General features: G+C 59.8%; 23 protein-coding genes. 5 read left to right on the top strand and 18 right to left on the bottom strand.

The genetic code is table 11. The features are described from left to right. The first annotated feature begins 29 nt into the window (after window positions 1-29). The gene (locus J2046_RS22735) at window positions 30-554 is read left to right on the top strand and encodes a YHS domain-containing (seleno)protein (RefSeq protein WP_233470213.1); all 525 of its coding nucleotides are present in this window, start codon (window positions 30-32) and stop codon (window positions 552-554) included. Between the two features lie 12 nt (window positions 555-566). Here J2046_RS22735 and J2046_RS22730 read toward each other — a convergent pair whose 3' ends face one another. From J2046_RS22730 to urtA, 16 genes are all read right to left on the bottom strand, one after another. After that, window positions 567-2,789: an adenylate/guanylate cyclase domain-containing protein gene (locus J2046_RS22730; RefSeq protein ID WP_210055791.1), complete on the bottom strand. Its 2,223-nt coding sequence runs from the start codon at window positions 2,787-2,789 to the stop codon at window positions 567-569. Between the two features lie 230 nt (window positions 2,790-3,019). Continuing rightward, window positions 3,020-3,631, bottom strand: coding sequence for an urease accessory protein UreG (gene ureG / locus J2046_RS22725; RefSeq protein ID WP_210055790.1), 612 nt, complete (start codon window positions 3,629-3,631; stop codon window positions 3,020-3,022). A 42-nt stretch (window positions 3,632-3,673) separates the two neighbouring features. Next, window positions 3,674-4,345: an urease accessory protein UreF gene (locus J2046_RS22720; RefSeq protein ID WP_210055789.1), complete on the bottom strand. Its 672-nt coding sequence runs from the start codon at window positions 4,343-4,345 to the stop codon at window positions 3,674-3,676. 6 nt (window positions 4,346-4,351) lie between these two features. Next, entirely contained in the window at window positions 4,352-4,813 is a 462-nt protein-coding gene (gene ureE / locus J2046_RS22715) for an urease accessory protein UreE (RefSeq protein WP_210055788.1), read from the bottom strand. A gap of 123 nt (window positions 4,814-4,936) precedes the next feature. Beyond that, on the bottom strand, window positions 4,937-5,479 hold the full coding sequence (locus J2046_RS22710) for a peroxiredoxin (protein ID WP_210055787.1): 543 nt from the start codon (window positions 5,477-5,479) through the stop codon (window positions 4,937-4,939). A gap of 200 nt (window positions 5,480-5,679) precedes the next feature. After that, window positions 5,680-7,389 carry an urease subunit alpha gene (gene ureC / locus J2046_RS22705; protein ID WP_210055786.1) on the bottom strand — a complete coding sequence of 570 codons (1,710 nt, stop codon included), beginning with the start codon at window positions 7,387-7,389 and terminating at the stop codon, window positions 5,680-5,682. Between the two features lie 56 nt (window positions 7,390-7,445). Beyond that, window positions 7,446-7,841 (bottom strand): lysozyme inhibitor LprI family protein, encoded by a 396-nt coding sequence (locus tag J2046_RS22700; RefSeq protein WP_411828545.1) that lies wholly within the window; start codon window positions 7,839-7,841, stop codon window positions 7,446-7,448. Window positions 7,842-7,849: 8 nt separating this feature from the next. Then, on the bottom strand, window positions 7,850-8,155 hold the full coding sequence (locus J2046_RS22695; RefSeq protein WP_210055784.1) for an urease subunit beta: 306 nt from the start codon (window positions 8,153-8,155) through the stop codon (window positions 7,850-7,852). 19 nt (window positions 8,156-8,174) lie between these two features. Then, a complete protein-coding gene (locus J2046_RS22690) occupies window positions 8,175-8,477 on the bottom strand; it encodes an urease subunit gamma (protein WP_210055783.1) in 303 nt (100 codons plus the stop codon). 18 nt (window positions 8,478-8,495) lie between these two features. Then, a complete protein-coding gene (locus tag J2046_RS22685) occupies window positions 8,496-9,341 on the bottom strand; it encodes an urease accessory protein UreD (RefSeq protein ID WP_210055782.1) in 846 nt (281 codons plus the stop codon). Next, entirely contained in the window at window positions 9,278-10,408 is a 1,131-nt protein-coding gene (locus J2046_RS22680) for a CE1 family esterase (protein ID WP_411828541.1), read from the bottom strand. The genes J2046_RS22685 and J2046_RS22680 overlap by 64 nt, the downstream gene beginning before the upstream one ends. 221 nt (window positions 10,409-10,629) lie before the next feature. Continuing rightward, window positions 10,630-11,325, bottom strand: a complete 696-nt coding sequence (gene urtE / locus J2046_RS22675; RefSeq protein ID WP_210055780.1) for an urea ABC transporter ATP-binding subunit UrtE — start codon at window positions 11,323-11,325, stop codon at window positions 10,630-10,632. A 2-nt stretch (window positions 11,326-11,327) separates the two neighbouring features. Next, window positions 11,328-12,089 carry an urea ABC transporter ATP-binding protein UrtD gene (gene urtD / locus J2046_RS22670; protein ID WP_210055779.1) on the bottom strand — a complete coding sequence of 254 codons (762 nt, stop codon included), beginning with the start codon at window positions 12,087-12,089 and terminating at the stop codon, window positions 11,328-11,330. A 19-nt stretch (window positions 12,090-12,108) separates the two neighbouring features. After that, the gene (gene urtC, locus J2046_RS22665; RefSeq protein WP_210055778.1) at window positions 12,109-13,281 is read right to left on the bottom strand and encodes an urea ABC transporter permease subunit UrtC; all 1,173 of its coding nucleotides are present in this window, start codon (window positions 13,279-13,281) and stop codon (window positions 12,109-12,111) included. Continuing rightward, window positions 13,278-14,882: an urea ABC transporter permease subunit UrtB gene (gene urtB, locus J2046_RS22660; protein WP_210055777.1), complete on the bottom strand. Its 1,605-nt coding sequence runs from the start codon at window positions 14,880-14,882 to the stop codon at window positions 13,278-13,280. Before urtB ends, urtC begins: the two co-directional genes overlap by 4 nt. 205 nt (window positions 14,883-15,087) lie before the next feature. Next, on the bottom strand, window positions 15,088-16,377 hold the full coding sequence (urtA, locus tag J2046_RS22655) for an urea ABC transporter substrate-binding protein (protein WP_210055776.1): 1,290 nt from the start codon (window positions 16,375-16,377) through the stop codon (window positions 15,088-15,090). 254 nt (window positions 16,378-16,631) lie between these two features. On the opposite strand from urtA, the gene J2046_RS22650 reads away from it, so the two are divergent. Both J2046_RS22650 and J2046_RS22645 read left to right on the top strand, forming a co-directional pair. Beyond that, on the top strand, window positions 16,632-16,940 hold the full coding sequence (locus J2046_RS22650; RefSeq protein WP_210055775.1) for a putative quinol monooxygenase: 309 nt from the start codon (window positions 16,632-16,634) through the stop codon (window positions 16,938-16,940). A gap of 99 nt (window positions 16,941-17,039) precedes the next feature. After that, entirely contained in the window at window positions 17,040-17,696 is a 657-nt protein-coding gene (locus J2046_RS22645; protein ID WP_210055773.1) for a phytochelatin synthase family protein, read from the top strand. Between the two features lie 50 nt (window positions 17,697-17,746). On the opposite strand, the gene J2046_RS22640 is transcribed toward J2046_RS22645, so the two are convergent. After that, complete coding sequence (locus J2046_RS22640) at window positions 17,747-18,706, bottom strand: GlxA family transcriptional regulator (RefSeq protein ID WP_210055771.1); 960 nt, start codon at window positions 18,704-18,706, stop codon at window positions 17,747-17,749. Between the two features lie 89 nt (window positions 18,707-18,795). Between J2046_RS22640 and J2046_RS22635 the strand changes: the two genes are divergently transcribed. Both J2046_RS22635 and J2046_RS22630 read left to right on the top strand, forming a co-directional pair. Further along, window positions 18,796-19,239: a DUF488 domain-containing protein gene (locus J2046_RS22635; RefSeq protein WP_440408619.1), complete on the top strand. Its 444-nt coding sequence runs from the start codon at window positions 18,796-18,798 to the stop codon at window positions 19,237-19,239. Between the two features lie 75 nt (window positions 19,240-19,314). Next, window positions 19,315-19,911: a LysE family translocator gene (locus J2046_RS22630; RefSeq protein ID WP_210055769.1), complete on the top strand. Its 597-nt coding sequence runs from the start codon at window positions 19,315-19,317 to the stop codon at window positions 19,909-19,911. A 90-nt stretch (window positions 19,912-20,001) separates the two neighbouring features. Here the strand turns inward: J2046_RS22630 and olsC are convergent, their stop codons facing one another. After that, on the bottom strand, window positions 20,002-20,829 hold the full coding sequence (gene olsC / locus J2046_RS22625) for an ornithine lipid ester-linked acyl 2-hydroxylase OlsC (RefSeq protein ID WP_459213537.1): 828 nt from the start codon (window positions 20,827-20,829) through the stop codon (window positions 20,002-20,004). Window positions 20,830-20,867: the final 38 nt, after the last annotated feature.

The raw sequence follows: 20,867 nt of genomic DNA, 5'->3' as shown, positions 1-20,867 counted from the left end.
TTGGGACGAAATACGAATGGAGGACTGAGATGTCTCGTAACGGTCTGAAGGCACGCATGCCGAACATATTGGCCATCGGCGGCGCTGCCATGTTGATTTCACTCTCTCAGCCGGCTTTCGCGGAAGATGTGGTCAACACCGGTTACTTTGGCGATGTTGCAATCAAGGGATATGATCCGGTTGCTTATTTTGTCGAAGGCAAAGCTGTTGAAGGGAGCGAAAAATATTCCCATCGCTGGCTCGGAGCGGTCTGGCATTTTTCGAGCGCGGAAAACCGCGATCTTTTCATCAAGGACCCATCCAGCTATGCGCCTCAATATGGCGGATATTGCGCCGACGGCGTTTCGTTCGGAACGGTAACCACCAATGTCGATCCGCGTGCCTGGCGCATCATCGATGGCAAACTTTATATAAGTTACGATCCCGGCGCCGCCGAAGGTATGGAGAAGAATCCAACAAAGGTGGTCGATTCGCAAAGGCACTGGTCCGAAGTTCAGCAGACGCTGATTTCTGAAAAAATGCACGGAGACTGGCTGCATCGTGCTGCCCAATGACTGGATTCGAGATTAATGCCCATCGCGTACCAATGAGAAGAACTGCAGGGAGCGCGGCGTGACATGGACGTAGGTATCGTTCCGCCCGGTTGAATCTGTATTGCGGAAAACCTGACCGCATACCAATCTGTCCAGAAAATACCCATCGAATTTTTCACACAGACTGTCGCCCTGAATTTCAACGACGCCAGTGATGTTTGTGTTGGTGCTGCGATAGGCAGTTTTTCCGGTCTTGTCGAAATACTGCATGAAATCGGTACCGTTCTTGTGTCTGCCGACCCATGTCCGGTTGTCGATCAGATCGCGGAGATCCGTTCCCTTGACACGATCGGCATCCTTGCCTTGGAAAGCGAAAGGCCATTGCGGCACGCCGGCTGACCTCAGCGCTGCCAGATGACGATCGAGATCTTCGTCGCGCCAGTAATCATAGAGATAACTGTAGTAGGTCAGGTTGCTTTCAGGAAATAGCTCGAGAAGTTTTCCTGCTTCCTGCGCAGCGCGTGCCTGATCCTCCTCACTGGCATAGGCGGCGGCGAGATATTCGCGCGCAGGTTCGGCTCTGGGCAGGTCGCCGAGTGCCGCCTCGATGAGCGGGATAGCCCGCCGATATTCCCGCGCCGTATAAAAGACGATACCGGCGAGCAGTTGGAACCCGGGCGCCGGCGAAGGGTCGAGTCGCAACGCCCTCTCGATTTCGGTGATCGCCTGCCCTGGGCTGCCGGTATGGGCCAGTATGAGCGCCAGAGTACCATAGGCCTCGGCGTCGTTCGGCTGCGCTGCGATTGCTGTTTTGGCGGACTCCAGCGCCTCGGTCTCGCGGCCGTCAACCCACTGCAACAGTGCAAGAACCGCATGGGCGCGCGCGTTGTTCGGGTCCAGCTTCAAAGCCTGCCCGGCGGCGTCATAGGCGATCTTCCTGGCAATAGCTGCAGACCACAGGAAATTGTAATCGTTCCGCCAGACGTCGACCGCCACGCGGGCGATGCCGGCATGCGCATTTGCAAAGCCGGGATCAAGATCGATGGCCTTCTGGTAGAAAGACAGCGTTCGGCGGTAGGTGGCAACGTCGCCGTATATGAAGCCTTCATGCTCGGCCCGCATATAATAATCGTATGCTTCCAGATTGTCGGTCGGTATGCGTGCCAGTTGCGTTCGTTCACCCTGGCTCAGTTTCACCGCGAGGGCCGATATGATCTTGCCGATCACATCATCCTGAACGGCGAACAGGTCGGCATATTTCCGGTCATATTTCTCCGCCCAAAGAGAAAGGCCGGTCATCGCCTCGATCAATTTGACATTGATGCGCAGGCGAAGCCCATCCCGTTGCAGCGTTCCTTCCAGGACATATTGGACCCCCAATTCGGCAGCAACGTCCTGGATCGTTCCGGACGTATTCCGAACGGCGAAGACCGAATGACGTGCGATCACGAAAAGACCGGACACCTTGGACAATTCGGTGATGAGATCGTCCGTCAATCCCTCCGCAAGGTGATCGTGCGTCGCATCACCACTCACGTTGATGAAAGGCAGGACGGCAACGGACGGCTTGTCCGGCAGGGGATAGGCAAAGCGGCCTATCGCTCCCTGGGATTGCGAAGGCGACCAGGGCTGCCACCAGTAAACCATGCTGGCCAGGGGAAGCCCGCAGATTAGGATGGTGACGATATGGACCCAGGGCCACCAGCGCCCTCTGCTGGCGATCGTTTTCCCGGCCGCAGCGGGCTGAAGCAGAACGCGATAGACCCTGATTGGCTCGGCGATACCTTTTATCTTCTGCCGGCCGAGCGACAGATATCCGACGGGAAGCTTGGATTTCAGCTGATCATACGTAGAGCCGGAGACTGCTATGCCTCCAGGTTCCGCAAGCGCCTGTATCCGGTCCGCAATGTTGACACCGTCGCCATGGATATCCTCTCCCTCAACGATAATATCGCCGAGGTTGATGCCTATGCGAAACTTCATTTGCTGATCCGGCGGAACCGAAGCGTTTCGCTCGGCTTTCTGCACCTGAACGTCGAGCGCGCAACGCAAGGCATCGACGACGCTATGAAATTCCACAAGCAGACCATCCCCTATGGTTTTCACCAACCGACCATTGTTGGCTTCAATTGCGGGGAGGAAGATGCTCTCGGCATCGAAGTGAAATTGCGCTCGTGTTCTCTCCTCGTCGATCTCGCTCAGATGGCTGTAACCGACGACATCTGCAATCAGGATGGCTGCGAGACGGCGTTCCATGCTCCCTCACAGAATATATTAGCGATTATATTACAACACACGCGGCGCCGAAGCCATCAAACAAGCGATTCAGCTTGTGATTGGAGGAGAAGCCGAAAAGGCGAATGTAGAGGGCGGCGTGGCGTCTCCCCGCCGGGAAACTCGGCAACGAGGCGCGCTCGACCGCTCAACATTGACCGGTCGCCAAACGACGCCGACCAGCATTGTTTGCAGAGTGCACCTCGGGCAGCTCAGAGCCCGCCCTGTTCCTTCAGAAACCGGACCACGTGGTCCACACCTTCGCCGCGCTTCAGATCGGTGAAGAGATGCGGCTTTGTCTCGCGCATGCGAGATGCATCGCGATCCATCACGTCGAGATCGACGCCGACATACGGCGCCAGGTCCTTCTTGTTGATGATCAGGAGGTCCGAGCGGATAATGCCCGGCCCGCCTTTACGCGGAATTTCCTCTCCCTGGCAGGTGGAAATCACATAGATGGTGATGTCGGCAAGATCGGGTGAAAAGGTCGCCGCCAGATTGTCGCCGCCGGATTCGATGAAGACCACGTCGAGGTCCGGAATTCGTTCCGTCAAGCCGGCAATCGCCTGAAGATTGATCGTCGCGTCCTCGCGGATCGCTGTATGCGGGCAGCCGCCCGTTTCGACACCGACGATACGGTCTGATGAGAGCGCCTGCATGCGCACCAACGCTTCGGCATCCTCCTTGGTATAGATGTCGTTGGTGACAACCGCGACGGAGTAGTCTTCCCGCATCGCCTTGCAGAGTTTTTCCGTCAGGGCCGTTTTACCAGAGCCGACAGGCCCACCTATACCGACGCGCAAGGGGCCGTTCGCCGATTTCATATGCCGTCCTTTCTCATTTTCCTGACCAGCTTTAGCCTGTTCCTAAGAACGGAAAAGCCGCGTGTTTTGTGTTTCATGTCGGAGTGATGCAATCTCCGCCTGCACCGTGGCACCGCCGAGATTATCCGTGGTCGCCCGCGCGGCATGCCTGGCAACCTCTCCGATCAACCCTTCCAGTTCTGCGAGGACCTTGACTCCCTCCGTCTGCCCGCAGACGCCAAGCCGGATGCCGGCCGAGACCGATTGCGAGACCATTGCATGCAGATAGGCAGCAAGTGCCTGGTCCAACGGGACGCCATGTGCGGCAGCCACCGAACCGACAGCGACCGGAAGCGGAACGTCTTTCGGCAGGCGATCGAAAGCCGGATGCGGCCAGGCGGAGGCTGCGACAACAAAAGCTTTGCCGAGCGAGAGCGTCTCGGTGAACCGCTCCGCCGAACCGGCCAGCGCCAGCGCCAGCTCCGCTGTCTCTTTCAGCGAAGCCTCATCCCCGAACTGCCGCCAGGCTTCTGCAAACAACACCGCATCGTTCCACAACGCACCATGCTGCAGCAGGGTCGAAACCCAATCGGTCAGACTGCCTGCATCTTTCACCAGGCCGTCGAATGCGGCCCGCTCCAGCCCGCCGGACCAGGCGAAACCGCCGATCGGGAAGGCCGGCGACAACCAGGCCATCAGTCTCAGCAGCGCCGGTGTATCGAGGCCCTGGCTCATGCAGGCTCAATCATGATGGCCATGGGAATGCCCACCATGGGAATGGTAGGCACCGCGAGCCGGCTGGAACGGTTCCTCAACTTCCGTCACGATCGCGCCGAGCCCTTCGAGCATGGACCGGATCACGTGATCGCGCAGGATGAGGATACGGCCTTCCTCGATCTGCGCCGAAAGATGCCGGTTGCCGAGATGCCAGGCAAGCTCGATCAGGTGCAGCGTGTCGCGCGCCTTCACCTCGAAGAGCTTTTCGGGTGCGGCTCGCACCTCGACAGTGTCGCCATTGTCGAGCACCAGACGGTCCCCGTGGTGGAAGAGCACTGCATCCTTAAGGTCGAGCATTACCATATCGCCGTTCGAAAGATGCAGCAGCTTGCGGCGCAGATGACGCAGGTCATGCGGCAAGGACACGACGTCGACGGGCGGCTCAGTGATGACGCCGGCGGGATGGTAGGAACGGATATGCTGCATGGGACACTCGTCTGTCTGCGAAAACCGCATCATTGCGGAGCTTGCCGCCGCGAGCAAGAGCTTTGGAGTCAACAAAAAACCCGGACGCGAGTCCGGGTTCCGGGTGAAGCGGAATGCACCAGATCAAGCGGCGATCTTGGTCGACTTCAGATTTTCCAGGATGTTTTGCGGAGAAGAAACACCGTAGGGATCGGAATCGCAGTTGTCGGAATAACCTTCCTCCTCGAACCACTGCTCGACGATGCCGTCATTGATGATGGCCGCATAACGCCAGGAACGCATGCCGAAGCCGAGATTGTCCTTGGCGACCAGCATGCCCATCTTGCGGGTGAATTCACCCGAACCATCCGGGATGAGCTTGACCTTTTCGAGGTTCTGGCTCTTTCCCCAGGCATTCATGACGAAGGCGTCGTTGACGGAGATGCAGTAGATCTCATCGATGCCTTCCGCCTTGAACTCGCCGGCAAGCTTTTCGAAATCCGGCAGCTGATAGGTCGAGCAGGTCGGCGTGAAAGCGCCGGGGAGAGAGAAGAGTACGACGCGTTTTCCAGCGAAATAATCTGCAGTCGTCTTATCTTCCCAACGGAATGGATTCGGACCGCCGATCGATTCGTCGCGCACGCGGGTCCGGAACGTCACATTGGGAATACGTTTTCCAATAAGCATGGATTCAACTCTCCTGAAATCGTGGAAAATCGACGGCTTGGGCGACCGCCTGAATGAGACGACAAAAACTAACGTAAAATATCTTGCAGTGCAGCATCAAAGGTCTGCGACATAACAGCCATGCGCTCAATGCATACATGAGTAACAACGAACCGGTCGATGTCCACCGGTCCATTATCGCTTACGCCTTGAATTCGATCTCAGAACAGGAAGTAACGCTGAGCCATCGGCAGCACGGTGGCTGGCTCGCAGGTCAGGAGTTCCCCATCCGCCCGGACTTCGTAGGTCTCAGGATCGACCTCCACATGCGGGGTCGCCGAATTGTGAATCATCGACGCCTTCGAAATACCACCACGGACGTTCTTCACCGCCACCAGTTTCTTGGCAACGCCCAGGCGCTGGGACAGGCCGGCATCGAGCGATGCCTGGCTGACGAAGGTAATCGAGGAATTCGTCCTCAGCTTTCCGTAGGCGGCAAACATCGGCCGGTAGTGCATCGGCTGCGGCGTCGGGATCGAGGCGTTTGGGTCGCCCATCGGGGCAGCCGCAATCGAGCCTCCGAGCAGTACCATCTCCGGCTTCACGCCGAAAAAGGCCGGGTTCCAGAGTACGAGATCGGCGCGCTTGCCGACCTCGACCGAGCCTATCTCGTGGCTGATACCGTGAGCGATCGCCGGGTTGATCGTATACTTGGCGATGTAGCGCTTGACGCGGAAATTGTCGTTGTCGCCTGTTTCCTGCGACAGGCGACCGCGCTGGCGCTTCATCTTGTCGGCGGTCTGCCAGGTGCGGATCGCCACTTCCCCGACACGGCCCATGGCCTGGCTGTCCGAAGAAATGATCGAGAAGGCGCCGATATCGTGCAGGATGTCTTCCGCCGCGATCGTTTCCTTGCGGATGCGGCTTTCGGCAAAGGCGATATCTTCCGGGATGGACGGCGACAGGTGATGGCAGACCATCAGCATGTCGAGATGCTCGGCGAGCGTGTTGACGGTATAGGGCCGGGTCGGGTTGGTGGAGGACGGGATAACGTTGGGCTGGCCGCAGACCTTGATGATATCCGGCGCGTGGCCGCCACCCGCCCCCTCGGTATGGAAGGCGTGGATGGTGCGGCCCTTGATGGCTGCGACCGTATCCTCCACGAAACCGCTCTCGTTCAATGTATCCGTATGGATCATCACCTGCACGTCGTACTGGTCGGCGACTGTCAGGCAGTTGTCGATCGCGGCCGGTGTCGTCCCCCAATCCTCGTGCAACTTGAGCGAAGAGGCGCCAGACAGGATCATCTCTTCGAGCGGCTTCGGCAGTGACGCATTGCCTTTGCCGGCAAGTGCGAGGTTCATCGGGAAAGCATCGAAGCTCTCGATCATCCGCTCGATATGCCAGGCGCCGGTGCAGGTGGTGGCAAGCGTGCCGTGCGCCGGGCCGGTGCCGCCGCCCAGCATGCAGGTGACGCCGCTCATCAGTGCTTCCTCGATCTGCTGCGGGCAGATGAAATGGATATGCGCATCCATACCGCCGGCGGTCAGTATCTTGCCCTCGCCGGCGATCGCCTCGGTCGAGGGGCCGACGATGATCGTCACACCCGGCTGCGTATCCGGATTGCCAGCCTTGCCGATCGCATGGATGCGGCCGTCCTTGAGACCGACATCAGCCTTGTAGACGCCGGAATGGTCGACAATCAGCGCATTGGTGATCACGGTGTCGACCGCGCCCTCCGCCCGCGTCGCCTGGCTCTGGCCCATACCGTCGCGGATGACCTTGCCGCCGCCGAACTTCACCTCCTCGCCATAGGTAGTGAAGTCCTTCTCTACCTCGATGAAGAGCTCGGTATCGGCCAGCCTCACCTTGTCGCCCACGGTCGGACCGAACATGCTGGCATAGGCGGCGCGGGACATCTTGTGGGGCATGGTCGGTCTACCTTTGAATTTCGGCCAGTTTCAAAAACGGTACGCTCATGGGGAACTCAGTTCCCCATAGCCTCGATCAGGTCTTTGAGTTCGTAGGTACGCTTGCGGGTAAGCTCCGCCTGGCAACCGTAGATGAGCATCGGCTCCATCGTGCCGCCGCGGGCCTGGAATCCATAGGATGCGCACTGCGCATCGCGATAGGCAATCCAGGCGCGCTGCGCCTTTACGAGCGCATCTTCAGCCCCCTTGAAACTCCCCTCCGCATCGGCGTCCCAGGTCTTCATGGCCTTGCGGGCCTTCTGATACTCCGTATTGAGTATCTTGTCGGCGGCATCCAACTCCTGTTCTTCGCAATAGGTCATCTCCATCTGCGTGATCGGGTTCTTGCAGTCAGGTTTCGGCTCCTGAGCGAGGACGGGAAGAGCGGAAAACGCCAGAATGGCGGGGGCAATCGTCAATTTCACAGTGCACCCATGATCTTCTGCTGAAAGCCATAGACGGCGCGCTTGCCCGAAAGCGGGATCAGCGTGACGGAACGTGTCTGACCGGGCTCAAAGCGGACTGCGGTCCCTGCCGGGATATCGAGCCGCATGCCGCGCGCCTTTTCCCGGTCGAAGGAGAGAGCATTGTTGGTCTCGAAGAAGTGGTAATGGCTGCCCACCTGAACCGGCCTGTCGCCGGTGTTGGATACTTCGACGGCAACGGTTGGCGCACCGGCATTGAGCTCGATTTCACCTTCTATTGCAATCACTTCGCCCGGAATCATGATTCAATCTCCCAGTGAATTAACGTATCGGTTCATGCACGGTGACGAGCTTGGTCCCGTCCGGAAAAGTCGCTTCCACCTGCACGTCGTGGATCATCTCGGCTATCCCTTCCATCACCTGATCGCGGGTAACGACATGCGCACCGGCTTCCATGAGATCGGCAACCGAGCGGCCATCTCTCGCACCTTCCACGACGAAGTCGGTGATCAGCGCCACCGCTTCCGGATAGTTGAGCTTGACGCCGCGTTCGAGCCGGCGGCGGGCGACGATCGCCGCCATGGAGATCAGAAGCTTGTCTTTTTCTCTGGGAGTGAGGTTCATGGGAATCCCGCAATAAGATCAGATGTTCCAGACTTTCGGCACTGGAGCGCCGTTACGCAATACGGAAATTGCCGGTACCAGGATTTTTCTGAGCTCGAATCCTGTCGGCGCCACAAGCCGGGCGACCAGCTTGCCGTTCCAGTGGCTGGCTCCGCCAGTCCAAGGGCTCGACCCGCCCGACGTCCCGGCGAGGCAAGCTCTCAGTTTCGGGAAAAGCACCTCGGCAAGCGGGCCGGAATAGAAAAGGGTTGCGAAGGCGACCTGGCCTGACAGCACCGCCGCAGCGTCTGTGAGACGCTGGATCTCACCTTCGAATTTCATCTCTTCGGCGTGGATGAGCCTGCCTGACCGGCGCACCCGCCAGCGATCGCGGAAGAAACCGCCACGGACCGCCTCGCCCATGGCCTTGCGACCAAGCAGCACGGCTTCGACGGCCAGGAATTCGCAGGTTTCGGCAAGATCGACGTCGAGCCTGCGCGTCAGTGAAGCCTGGTCGAAAAGGATGGTTTCCTGAGGAAGCCAGTGGAGGCAAGCATCTTTGCCCACGGTGATATGGGTGGATACGGAGGCCGTCCCGGCGGCAGCCTTATAAATCTTCTCGTTCGCCTGGGTGGTGATCGAAAGCTTCGTGGAAGCCGTAGCGGCGACGGACCATTCGATCGCGTCGCCGCCCGTCAGCCCCCCTGACGTATTGATGAGGATCGCCTCCATTTCAGGCGAAAATGTCTCCGGAAGGCGTATTTTTGCGCAGCCTTCCTGGAAGAACTCGGCAAGCTTCGTGCGCCCGCCGAAAGCCTTGGTTACAAGGCGCCCCGCCCCTCTTGCCCGCTGTGGCGCATATCGGTCGGCTGGCTGCTGTCGCACGTATTCCCCTGAAGATCGGCTTGCGTTCCGCAGTCCGATGCAACACCCGTGCCAGACGCAGTCCCGGAGCTGATCTTGGCCGGGACGGCGGTGGCGACGACATCGGTACTGTCGGCCTTACCGAAGAACTCCCACATCCGCGAGGCAGGATCAACATTCGGATCGAACGCGGGCTTGGCGGACGCGACGGACACAGCCGGGACGACGCTCGCGGCGCCGTCCTTGGCGGCCGCCAGCACGGCTTCCGTCGCGGGAGCCTGCTTCGGCCAGGCATGCGTCCCATTGGCAAAGACATAGGATGCAATGCGCGCACCGCTTTTGCAGGCGCTGTAGAGGCTGAACGTAACATCCTCGACGGTCTTGGGATTGCCGTCGCCTTTGCAGCCGTCCAGTTCCGTCCAGCGCTGGATCGCTACTTTGAAACCGTATTGCCAGTAAGCGCTGCCGCCGCCGGCGTAAGGATTCGCCGTGTCCTTCAGGCCGGCGAAAGCCATGATCGAGACGGGGCGGGCCGGATTGCAATTGGCCTGATCCGGCGCCCATTTTCCGCCGATCTCCACGGGGCGGCCGGCACGCAATGAATGCACGACGCCGACAGCGGCAAAATCATCACGGCCGGAGCAGAGATAGGCCGAGAGCATGCGACCGCCGCCGGAATAACCCGATCCGTAGATGCGGGCCGGATCAATACAGAATTCCTCCTTGACGGTCTTCAACGCCTGCTGAATGAAGGCGATCTCGTCGAGGCCGCCCGCTTGCGTGGTCACAAAAGGAACGTTCCAGGCATAGGTGCCGGTAAACTTGCCGGGCAGGCTGCCTTGCGGCGCAACGACAATGAAGCCGTTCTTTTCCGCGACCTTGTCCCACGAGCTTCTGTTCAGTTGGCCGTCTGGGTTGCTGTTGCTGCCATGGAAATCGAAAACGACCGGAACCTTGTCCTTGCCGTTATAGGAGGATGGGATGAAATAGACCGCAGAGCGAATGGTGCCATCGGCCTCGACAATCATCGGATGGCGTCCCGGCTCCATCGGCTGGCCGCAACCGGCATGGGCCCCGCTTGCAGCCAAGAAAAAAGCCCCTACCGCGATCATGCGAGTAAGAGCAGTGTTGGCAAAGCTACCAGCAACACATGCAAATTCCATCAGCGCCTCATCATGGGTGCAAGAGTGGTGTGTCAACAATAAGCGGGATATGCCCTAAACACGGCCTTGGTAACACACATCATCCCGGTATGAAACGCACGAAATACTGCGATGCGATACAAACATTCACCGGCGAAATACTAGCATCAGACAGTCAGATGCCGCCTCGCTTCAGCCGTATCCAGTGTTTCGGCGGCCCCTTCATGCACGATCTCGCCGCGATCCATGATGTAGACTTGATCGGCAAGCTCCCGGCAGAAATCGAGATACTGCTCGACCAGCAAAATGGCCATGCCGGTGCTATCGCGGAGATAGCGGATTGCCCGGCCGATATCCTTGATGATCGATGGCTGGATGCCTTCCGTTGGCTCGTCCAAGACGAGGATCTTGGGGCGCGTCACCATCGCGCGGCCGATTGCAAGCTGTTGCTGCTGGCCGCCGGAAAGGTCGCCGCCGCGACGGCCGAGCATGGATTTCAAGACTGGGAACAGCGAGAAGATTTCATCGGGAATGAACTTGTCCTTACGGGCGAGCGGCGCATAGCCGCTCTCCAGGTTTTCCTGGACCGTAAGGAGCGGAAAGATTTCCCGCCCCTGCGGCACATATCCGATCCCGTGCTTGGCGCGCGCATAGGGCGGCAGGCCGTTCAACACCTCGCCCTGAAAGCTGATCGTACCGGCACTCACTGCATGCTGGCCGGTAATGGCGCGCAGAAGAGAGCTTTTCCCCACGCCGTTGCGCCCCAGCACACAGGTGATCTTGCCCATGTCGGCAGTGATCGAGACGCCCCGCAGCGCCTGTGCCGCGCCATAGTGAAGATTGACATTGTTGACTGTCAGCATGGTCACCGCCCCAAATAGTTCTCGATCACCTTCGGATCGTTCGAGACGAAATCGATCGAGCCCTCCGCCAGTACCGAGCCTTCCGCAAGGCACGTCACCTTGACGCCGAGATCGCGGATGAAGCCCATGTCGTGTTCGACGACGACCACCGATCGTGTCTTGGCGATCTCTTTCAAGAGCTCCGCAGTCTCGATCGTCTCCGCATCCGTCATGCCGGCGACCGGCTCGTCCACCAGCAACAGCTTCGGCTCCTGGGCAAGCAGCATGCCGATCTCCAGCCACTGTTTTTGGCCGTGCGACAGGTTGGCGGCGAGTTCGTCCTTGCGATGGGTAAGCCGGATCGTTTCCAGGATCTCCTCAATCCGCGCCTTGTCCTCTGGAGAGAGCGTGTAGAACAGCGTCGCGAAGACGCCTCGGTCGCGGTTGAGCGCCAGTTCCAGATTGTCCCAGACCGTATGGCTTTCGAAGACAGTCGGCTTCTGGAATTTCCGGCCGATGCCGAGTTGGGCGATATCGGCCTCGTCCTTCTTCGTGAGGTCAATTTGGTCCTCGAAGAGCACCGTGCCGGTATCCGGCCGGGTCTTGCCGGTGATGATGTCCATCATCGTCGTCTTGCCGGCGCCGTTCGGACCGATGATGGCTCTGAGTTCCCCTGGCTCGACGACGAAGGAAAGCGAATTCAGCGCCTTGAATCCGTCAAAGGAGACCGAGACGTTTTCGAGGTAGAGCAGGCTCTTCGTTCTCGTTTCGGCAATCGTGTTCATCGTCTCGCGCCCCCGTTTCTCATTCCGCCGCCTGCACGGCCCGCGCAACGGTCTCTTCGTCGCCCCTGCCCTTCTCGGCTTCCGCTGCGGCCTTCAGCGCCTGACGCGCCTTGAAGCCGTGCTGGATCGTGCCGACAATGCCTCTCGGCAGGAAGAGCGTCACAGCGATGAAGAGGCCCCCCAGCGCATAGAGCCAGAATTCCGGGAAGGCGCCGGTGAAGAAGCTCTTGCCGGCATTGACGAGCACCGCGCCGATGATCGGGCCGATCAGCGTGCCACGCCCGCCGACCGCCGTCCACACCACTACCTCGATCGAGTTGGCGGGTGCGAATTCGCCGGGGTTGATGATGCCGACCTGCGGCACGAACAGAGCCCCGGCGACCCCCGCCATCATCGCCGACACGACGAATGTGAAGAGCTTTATGTTTTCCACCCGAAAGCCAAGGAAGCGCACCCGGCTTTCCGCATCGCGCACGCCGACGAGAACCTTGCCGAATTTCGAGCGGACGATCGCCGATGCGATGACGAGGCAGAGCGCCAGCATGATCGCCGACATGGCGAAGAGCACCGCGCGCGTTCCATCCGCCTGAACCGGAAAACCGATAATGTCCTTGAAGTCGGTGAGGCCGTTATTGCCGCCGAAGCCCATGTCGTTGCGGAAGAAGGCGAGCATCAGCGCATAAGTCATCGCCTGGGTGATGATCGACAGATAGACGCCGTTGACGCGGGAGCGGAAAGCGAACCAACCGAACACGAAGGCAAGCAGGCCGGGCACGAAGAGCACCATGACCGTGGCGAAAGCGAACCAGTCGAACCCGTACCAGAACCAGGGCAGTTCCTTCCAGTTGAGGAAGACCATGAAGTCCGGCAGGATCGGGTTGCCGTAGACACCCCTCGAACCGATCTGGCGCATCAGGTACATGCCCATCGCATAACCGCCGAGCGCGAAGAAGGCGCCGTGGCCAAGCGACAGGATGCCGCAATAACCCCAGACGAGATCGAGTGCCAGCGCCAGCAGCGCGTAGCAGAGATACTTGCCCATCAGTGCCATCAGATAGGTCGGGATGTGCAGGGCACTGTCCGGCAGGGCGAGCAGGTTGAGCGCCGGCACCAGGATGGCAACACCCAGAAGGATCGCGACGGCGATGACGATCTTGCCTTCGAGCGCACGCAGGATGAAGCCCGTGATCATGCTTCCACCGCCCTTCCCTTGAGCGCGAAGAGGCCGCGCGGACGTTTCTGGATGAACAGGATGATCAGCACCAGCACGAGAATCTTGCCGAGCACGGCGCCGACCGAGGGTTCGAGGAACTTGTTGAGCACGCCGAGCGAGAGTGCCCCGACCAGCGTGCCCCACAAGTTGCCAACGCCCCCGAAGACCACAACCATGAAACTGTCGATAATGTAGCTCTGGCCGAGATTGGGCGAGACGTTGTCGATCTGGGAAAGCGCAACGCCGGCAATGCCTGCGATCCCCGAGCCGAGCGCGAAGGTGAGCGCGTCCACCCACGGTGTCCTGATGCCCATTGAAGACGCCATGCGGCGGTTCTGGGTGACGGCCCGCATGTTGAGGCCATAGGCGGACTTCTTCATCACCACCAACAGCGCCACGAAGATCGACAGCGAGAAAACCACGATCCACAGGCGGTTCCAGGTGATCGTCAGCCCTCCGAGCGCAAACGAGCCGGACATCCAGGACGGATTGCCGACCTCCTGATTGGTGGGGCCGAAGATCGAGCGGATCGCCTGCTGCAGGATGAGCGAGACGCCCCAGGTGGCGAGCAGGGTTTCGAGCGGCCGGCCGTAAAGGAAGCGGATGACGCCGCGTTCGATGACGAAACCGACCGCGCCTGTCACCAGGAAAGCGACAGGCAGCGCGATCGCCAGCGACCAGTCAAACAGACCGGGCGCGTTCGAGCGGATTGCATCCTGAACCACGAAGGTGGAATAGGCGCCGAGCATGACCATTTCGCCATGCGCCATGTTGATGATGCCCATGACGCCGAAGGTGATGGCAAGCCCGATCGCCGCAAGCAGCAGGACCGAGCCGAGCGACAGGCCGTACCAGACGTTCTGCGCCATGTCCCAGAGCTGAAGCTCGCTTTCGATCGAGGAGATCGCGGCATCGAGATCGCCCTTGAGGCTCGGATCGATCGAGCCGGACACGGAATTCAGGATGCCGAGCGCATTGCGTCCGCCGAGGTTCTTGATCGTCTCGATGGCGGCGCGCTTCTCGTCGACGGAACGATTGGAGGAAAGCACCGATACCGCCCGCGCCTCCTCCATGCGCGCCTTGACCTCACCGTCCGTTTCCTTGGCAAGCGCTGCCTCGACCAGTTCAAGGTTTTCCGGGCTTGGGGAGCGGAGTACGGCATCGGCGGCCTGAAGGCGCACCGTCCGGTCGGGACTCAGAAGGGTAAGCCCGCCCATGGCGGAGCGGATCACCCGGCGGAGATTGTTGTTCACCCTGATCTTGGTGACGGTATTCTTCGGGGCCGCGCCGGCGGAAGCACCCGTCAGCGGGTCGATCAATTCCACATTGGAGCCTGCAGCCTTTGCAATGAAGACCAGGTTATCCGACTTGCGGAAATAGAGGTCGCCCTCGGCGAACGCTTCCAGCGCGGTGACGACCCTTGTGTCGCCGGTCGCGGCGATCTGGCCGATCAGCTTTTCGGCCTCGGTGAAATCGGCTTTCGAAAGCGCATCGATCAAAGATTTCGGATCGCTCTGCGCCTTCACCGGCACGGCGACGGAAAGGATCAGTAAAATCAGACTGAAAAGACGGATAAACATGTTCTTGTCCCCCGGAATGGCTGGACGGTTGGTGGCCCTTGCCCCTCATCCGCCTGCCGGCACCTTCTCCCCGCATGCGGGGAGAAGGACATTTGCCGCGCCCTGTCCAGTCCGCGTCGGCGCTGCGTATGGCACGTCCCCTCTCCCCGTCGAAACGGGGAGAGGGTTAGGGTGAGGGGCAGGTTTAGCCCTCAACTTCGCCGGATCAGCTACCCTTGCCGCCGCACTTGCCGGTGGCGACGTTGAAGTTGCCGCAGGACATCGGTTTGCGCCAATCGGAGATGAGATCCTTGGAGTCCGGCAGGTAATCGGACCACTCGTCGCCAACCACGGCCGGCGTTTCCTGGACGATTTCGAACTGGCCATCGGCCTGGATTTCGCCGATCAGCACCGGCTTGGTGATGTGGTGGTTCGGCATGACGGTGGAATAGCCGCCCGAAAGGTTCGGAACCGAAACGCCGATGATCGAGTCGAGCACGGCGTCCGTATCGGTCGTGCCGGCGGCTTCGACGGCCTTCACCCAGGCGTTGAAACCGATATAGGCGGCCTCCATCGGGTCGTTGGTTACGCGCTTCTCGTTCTTGGTGAACGCATGCCATTCCTTGATGAACTCGGCATTGACGTCAGCATCGACGGACTGGAAATAGTTCCAGGCAGCGAGATGGCCGACGAGAGGGCCGGTATCGAGGCCGGCAAGTTCTTCCTCGCCGACAGAGAAGGCAACGACCGGGATGTCCTCCGCCTTGATGCCCTGGTTGCCGAGTTCCTTGTAGAAGGGCACGTTCGCATCACCGTTGATGGTGGAGACGACAGCGGTCTTCTTGCCGGCGGAGCCGAACTTCTTGATGTCGGAGACGATCGTCTGCCAGTCGGAATGGCCGAATGGCGTGTAGTTGATCATGATGTCCTCTTCCTTGACGCCCTTGGACATCAGGTAGGCCTTCAGGATCTTGTTGGTCGTCTGCGGATAGACGTAGTCGGTGCCGGCGAGAACCCAGCGCTCGACGCCTTCGGTCTCGGCCAGGTAGTCGACAGCCGGAATGGCCTGCTGGTTTGGAGCGGCACCGGTGTAGAAGATGTTGCGCGAGGACTCCTCACCCTCGTACTGCACCGGGTAGAACAGGATAGAGTTCAGCTCCTCGAAGACCGGCAGCACCGACTTGCGCGAAGACGAGGTCCAGCAGCCGAAAACGGCGGAGACCTTGTCCTGGGAGATCAACTGGCGGGCCTTTTCGGCAAACAGCGGCCAGTCGGAAGCCGGATCGACCACGACGGCTTCGAGCTTCTTGCCGAGAACGCCGCCCTTCTTATTCTGCTCTTCGACGAGCATCAGCATGACGTCCTTGAGGGTCGTCTCGGAGATAGCCATAGTGCCCGAAAGCGAATGGAGAACGCCGATCTTGATCGTGTCGTCGGCTGCAAAAGCGCCGTGAAGCGCCGTCGTCGACATAATGGCAGCAACGAGCGCGCCGCCAAGCTTTGCCTTGAATGTCATTGGTTCGAACCCCTCTTCTCATTCGTCCGCAACGAAGAACTGACCGTTGCTTGAACGACTATCAGTTGCTGCATCGCAAAACCGTATACGTAAAATGACGTATCCGAGGGGGAGAACCGGGAACGGTCGCAGCCAGCCAGCGAGCGCCTTATGACCTCGGAGGTAATCGACCTCATACGGACCTGCGGCTATTCGTTCTAGGACGGCGAGCAGCTCGCGAGCCGCAATTTTGTTCGATCAAAAAAGGCAAGGCCATGGCCGTAACTTACGTCATCCGTTTCGATATCCGCCCCGATCAGCGGGAGCGGTTCATGATGCTGCTGACCGGTGTGCTGGACGCCATGCGGCATGAACCGATGTTCCATCAGGCTGTGCTGCACGCCGATCCCGACGACGAGAACCGCATGATGCTCTACGAGACCTGGGAAGATCATGAGGACGTGCTGGAGGTGCAGTTGAAGCGTCCTTACCGGAACGCATGGCATGCGGCACTGCCGGAACTCCTCGCCGGCCCGCGCGAGGTTTCGATCTGGCGTCCGGTCCGCAGCGACCGCTCTGTGTAATCTCGCTCTTGGCGGAAGCTGTCGTCGGTACCTGCCGGATTGATGTCGTGGCCCCTATGGGTCATTGTGTGGATCACCCTTTGCTTCGAGGGCACGGAAATGAAGCGTGGTCTATTTTTCGGCATTATTGGTGCTGCCGGGCTTGTCACCGGGGCATTATTTGTCTTCGTCGGTCAGACAAAGGTCTCGCCGGAGGCGATCCAGTCGTCCGTCATCCGTTCTCCTGATCTGGTCAACAGGGCGTGGAAGCTGCCTGTGGCGGCGACCTTCGGCATGGACCTGACCTGGCAAACAAACGCATCGCGGTGCGGCCCGGCGAGTATTGCCAACGCATTCCGATCCGTCGGCGAGGAGGAGACGACAGAAGCCGAGGTTCTGGATGGAACCGGAATGTGCTGGACGGGGCTTTGCATAATCGGGCTCACGCTGGACGAACTTGCCGAACTGGCCCAAATGAAAACCGAGCGAAAGGTTTCGGTTCTCCGCGACCTGACCGCCGAGCAGTTCCACGAACACATGAAGCGCGCTAACGATCCCGGCCGACGCTACATCATCAATTTTGCCCGCGTGACAATCTTTGGCTCGGGCAGCGGCCATCATTCGCCCATCGGAGGATATCTGGAGGCTGAGGACATGGTGTTCGTTTTGGATGTCAACGAGAACTACCGGCCTTGGCTGATCGAGCGGGAGCGGCTGTTCCTGGCAATGGACACTCTCGATGGAGACAAGAAGCGGGGTCTGCTTCTGATCGAGTAGTGGCATGAGGCGCCGAGAATTTGTTCCGCAAAGAGCTGATGTTGAACGCCCTATTCTCTGCTCCTCATCTCCCGCACGCCGCGCCCGAGCCTCTGGCGCAGCAAAGCACGCAGTGTCACGCCGTCGGCATAACCGACCAGCGCGGCGATCTCGTCCGGGCTCTTGTCGCTGGTCTTCAGGAGATGCACTGCGCGCTCGACCCGTAAATCCTGAAAATAGGAAAGCGGTGTCTTGCCGAGCACCTGCTGCAGACGACGAGCGAGCGTGCGCTTGCTGGCGCCGACGGCATCGGCTGCGACGTCGAGCGAAAAGCCTTCGGACAACCGGCCACGCGCCCACCGTTCGAACTTCTCCACCAGCGGATCGGCATGGGCGAGGTGATCGGTGATGACATAGGCCGATTGCGCCGGTCGGCTGTCGACGATGAGATAACGTGCGACGAGGTTCGCAAGCTCTGGGCTCGCCTGCCGCACAAGCCAGAGCGCCATGTCCATATGGCCGAGTGCCGCACCCGCTGTCACCAGCGCCCCGGACTTCACCAGCATGTGGCCGTCTTCGAGACGTACGGCGGGATAACGCTGGCGGAAGAGCGGGGCGAGCCACCACGTGGTCGTCGCCTTCTCGCCGTCGAGAAGACCGGATTCGGCAAGCACGAACGTGCCGATACAGGCGGCGGCGATGTTTACGCCGGCCCCTCTCGCCTCCCGGAGCAAGGCACCCGCATCCCGGATGTCCGGGCGGTCGAGTGCCGGCACGAGCATTTCCGGCACCTTGTAGGCGATTGCCGGAATGACGAGCCAGCCCGTGCGTGGATCGAATGCACCCGAAACCGGCACACCAAGTCCTTGCGCCGTCCGGACACCGCTGCGCATTCCGATAACCGAAACCTCGAAGGGCGGCACAGTGAGCGAGAGCATCGAAACAAGTTCGTTCGCGGTAGTGAAGACGTCGAGGATCGATGAAAGGCCGGTATCAAAAACGCCGTCGAGTGCCAATACCTGCAACTTCATGGCAATATTCCCATCAACAATGTCAATATTGACAATAGCAGGCAACGCCGGCTTCCGCCATGATGGCATTGGCGAATGAGGACAATGGCATGAACATGGACGTCACCACGATCGGCTTCACCAAGACGACGGCCGAGGATTTCTTTGGCCGCATCAAGGCCGCAGGCGTCAAGCGCGTCATGGACGTGCGGCTTCACAACACGTCACAGCTTGCGGGGTTTGCAAAGTCCGACGACCTCGCTTTCTTCCTCAAGGCACTCTGCGGAGCGGGTTACATGCACGAGCCGCTGCTTGCACCGACCGAAGAAATCATGACTGCCTTCAAGAAGAAGAAGGGCGACTGGAACGTCTTCCAGAACGATTTCCTGGACCTGATGGCCGAGCGGAAGATCGAGAGCCGGCTGAAACCGGAGCAGTTCGACGGCTCCTGCCTGCTCTGCTCGGAGGACAAGCCGCACCATTGCCACCGAAAGCTCGTCTGCGACTATCTGAACGGCAAATGGGGTGGCAAGCTGAGCGTCCGCCACCTCTGACCTGATCCTAGTCGATATCCTGATCCTTAAAACGCCGCGGGGAGATCGCCTCCCTGCGTGGGGGAGCCTGTTGTCATGACCTACCAGACCATTCTTGCCATCGCCCTGTTTTCTTTTGTCGGCTCCGTGTCGCCCGGACCGAGCAATTTCATGCTGCTTACCTCTGGCACCAATTTCGGATTCTGGCGCACGCTGCCTCAGATATTCGGCATTACGATCGGCTTGTCTTCGGTGCTGCTGGCAGTCGGTTTCGGGCTCGGCTCCGCCATTCACGCCTATCCGCCGGTCGGCCTTTTGCTCAAGATTGCCGGCTCCGCATATCTTCTTTATCTGGCCTGGCGGATCGCCATGTCGCGCGCCGTGGCAAGCGGCGAAACAGCAGCCTCAAGGCCGTTGACCTTCCTGGAATCCGCCGCCTTCCAGTGGGTCAATCCGAAGGCCTGGGTTGCCGCGCTCACAGCCATGGCGGCCTATGCCAGCGACGAAAGCCCCTTCGTGTCGGTGCTCGCGATTACGCTCGTGATCGCCATCGTCAACCTGCCGAGCGTGGCGGTCTGGGCGGGCTTCGGCATGGCCCTCCGCACCTTCCTCACCGATCCGATGCGTCTCAAATGGTTCAATATCGTCATGGGCCTGTTGCTTGTCGCAACGCTCTTGCCGCTGATGATGTGAACGCGGGCCGTCGAAACGAGAAAGCCGCCCTCTGTCAGGACGACCACCCCGAGAGGGGAGACACCTCCCTTCTGCACACAATACGGGCTGTCAGCCCTTCGCCTCGGGACGGTTTCGCCAGGCTTCCGCCTGCGCATAGAACTTCTTTTCCCATTCCTTATGGTTATCCAGCCCTTCCTTGATGAAGGGTGTGAAGATAGCCATGTGCATGAGCAGCCAATTGACGAACCTTGCCGGGAATTTCAGCGGCTTGACGAAGTCGACGAAAAGCACGACCCGGGTCTTGTCCGTGTGGTTCCAGGCCTCGTGCTCGTAGGCATCGTCGAAGATCAGGACCTTGCCCTCCTCCCAGTGGCAAATCTGATCCTTCACTCGGATCGCCAGCTTGTCGCGCGGCTCCGGCACGATGAGACCGAGATGGAGGCGCAACACGCCGTTATAAGGTCCGCGATGCGCCGGCAGGTGTTTCCCCGGCTCGAAGATCGAGAACATCACGGTCGTCAGGCCCGGAATCTTCTGCATCGCTTTCCAGGTCTCGGGGCATGCCTGGATGTTCTGCTCTGACCTCACCCCGAAGCCGAGGAGGAAGAACGTCTTCCAGCCCCTGTCGGTCGAAATCGTCTTCACATCGGTGGAAATGTCCTGGAAGGTCGGCAATTCGTCCTTGCGGACCAGAATTCGGTCGAGCTCCGCGCGGATAGCAGGCGCCGCCTTCTCGATTTCGGCCGCCCAGGGGAAGGTCGCATTGTCATAAACCGGCGGGTTACCGAGCTTGGCATATTTGAAATTCAATCGCTCCGCCCAGGCGACGACCGCCATGAAGAAGCGGGTGATTGCACTGGGACGACCCATCGGGGCGATACCGGTCGTACCGAAGCTTTGTTCAGGTTCAGGGATTGTAGGAGATGACGGTTTCACTTGTGAAGCGCCTGATAAGAAAGGTTGATCTGGGGCGG

The organism is Neorhizobium petrolearium, assembly GCF_017873175.1.
Taxonomy (GTDB): domain Bacteria; phylum Pseudomonadota; class Alphaproteobacteria; order Rhizobiales; family Rhizobiaceae; genus Neorhizobium; species Neorhizobium petrolearium.
The sequence above is the reverse complement of the archived record's forward strand: the minus strand, read 5'-3'. Positions and strand labels throughout refer to the sequence as shown.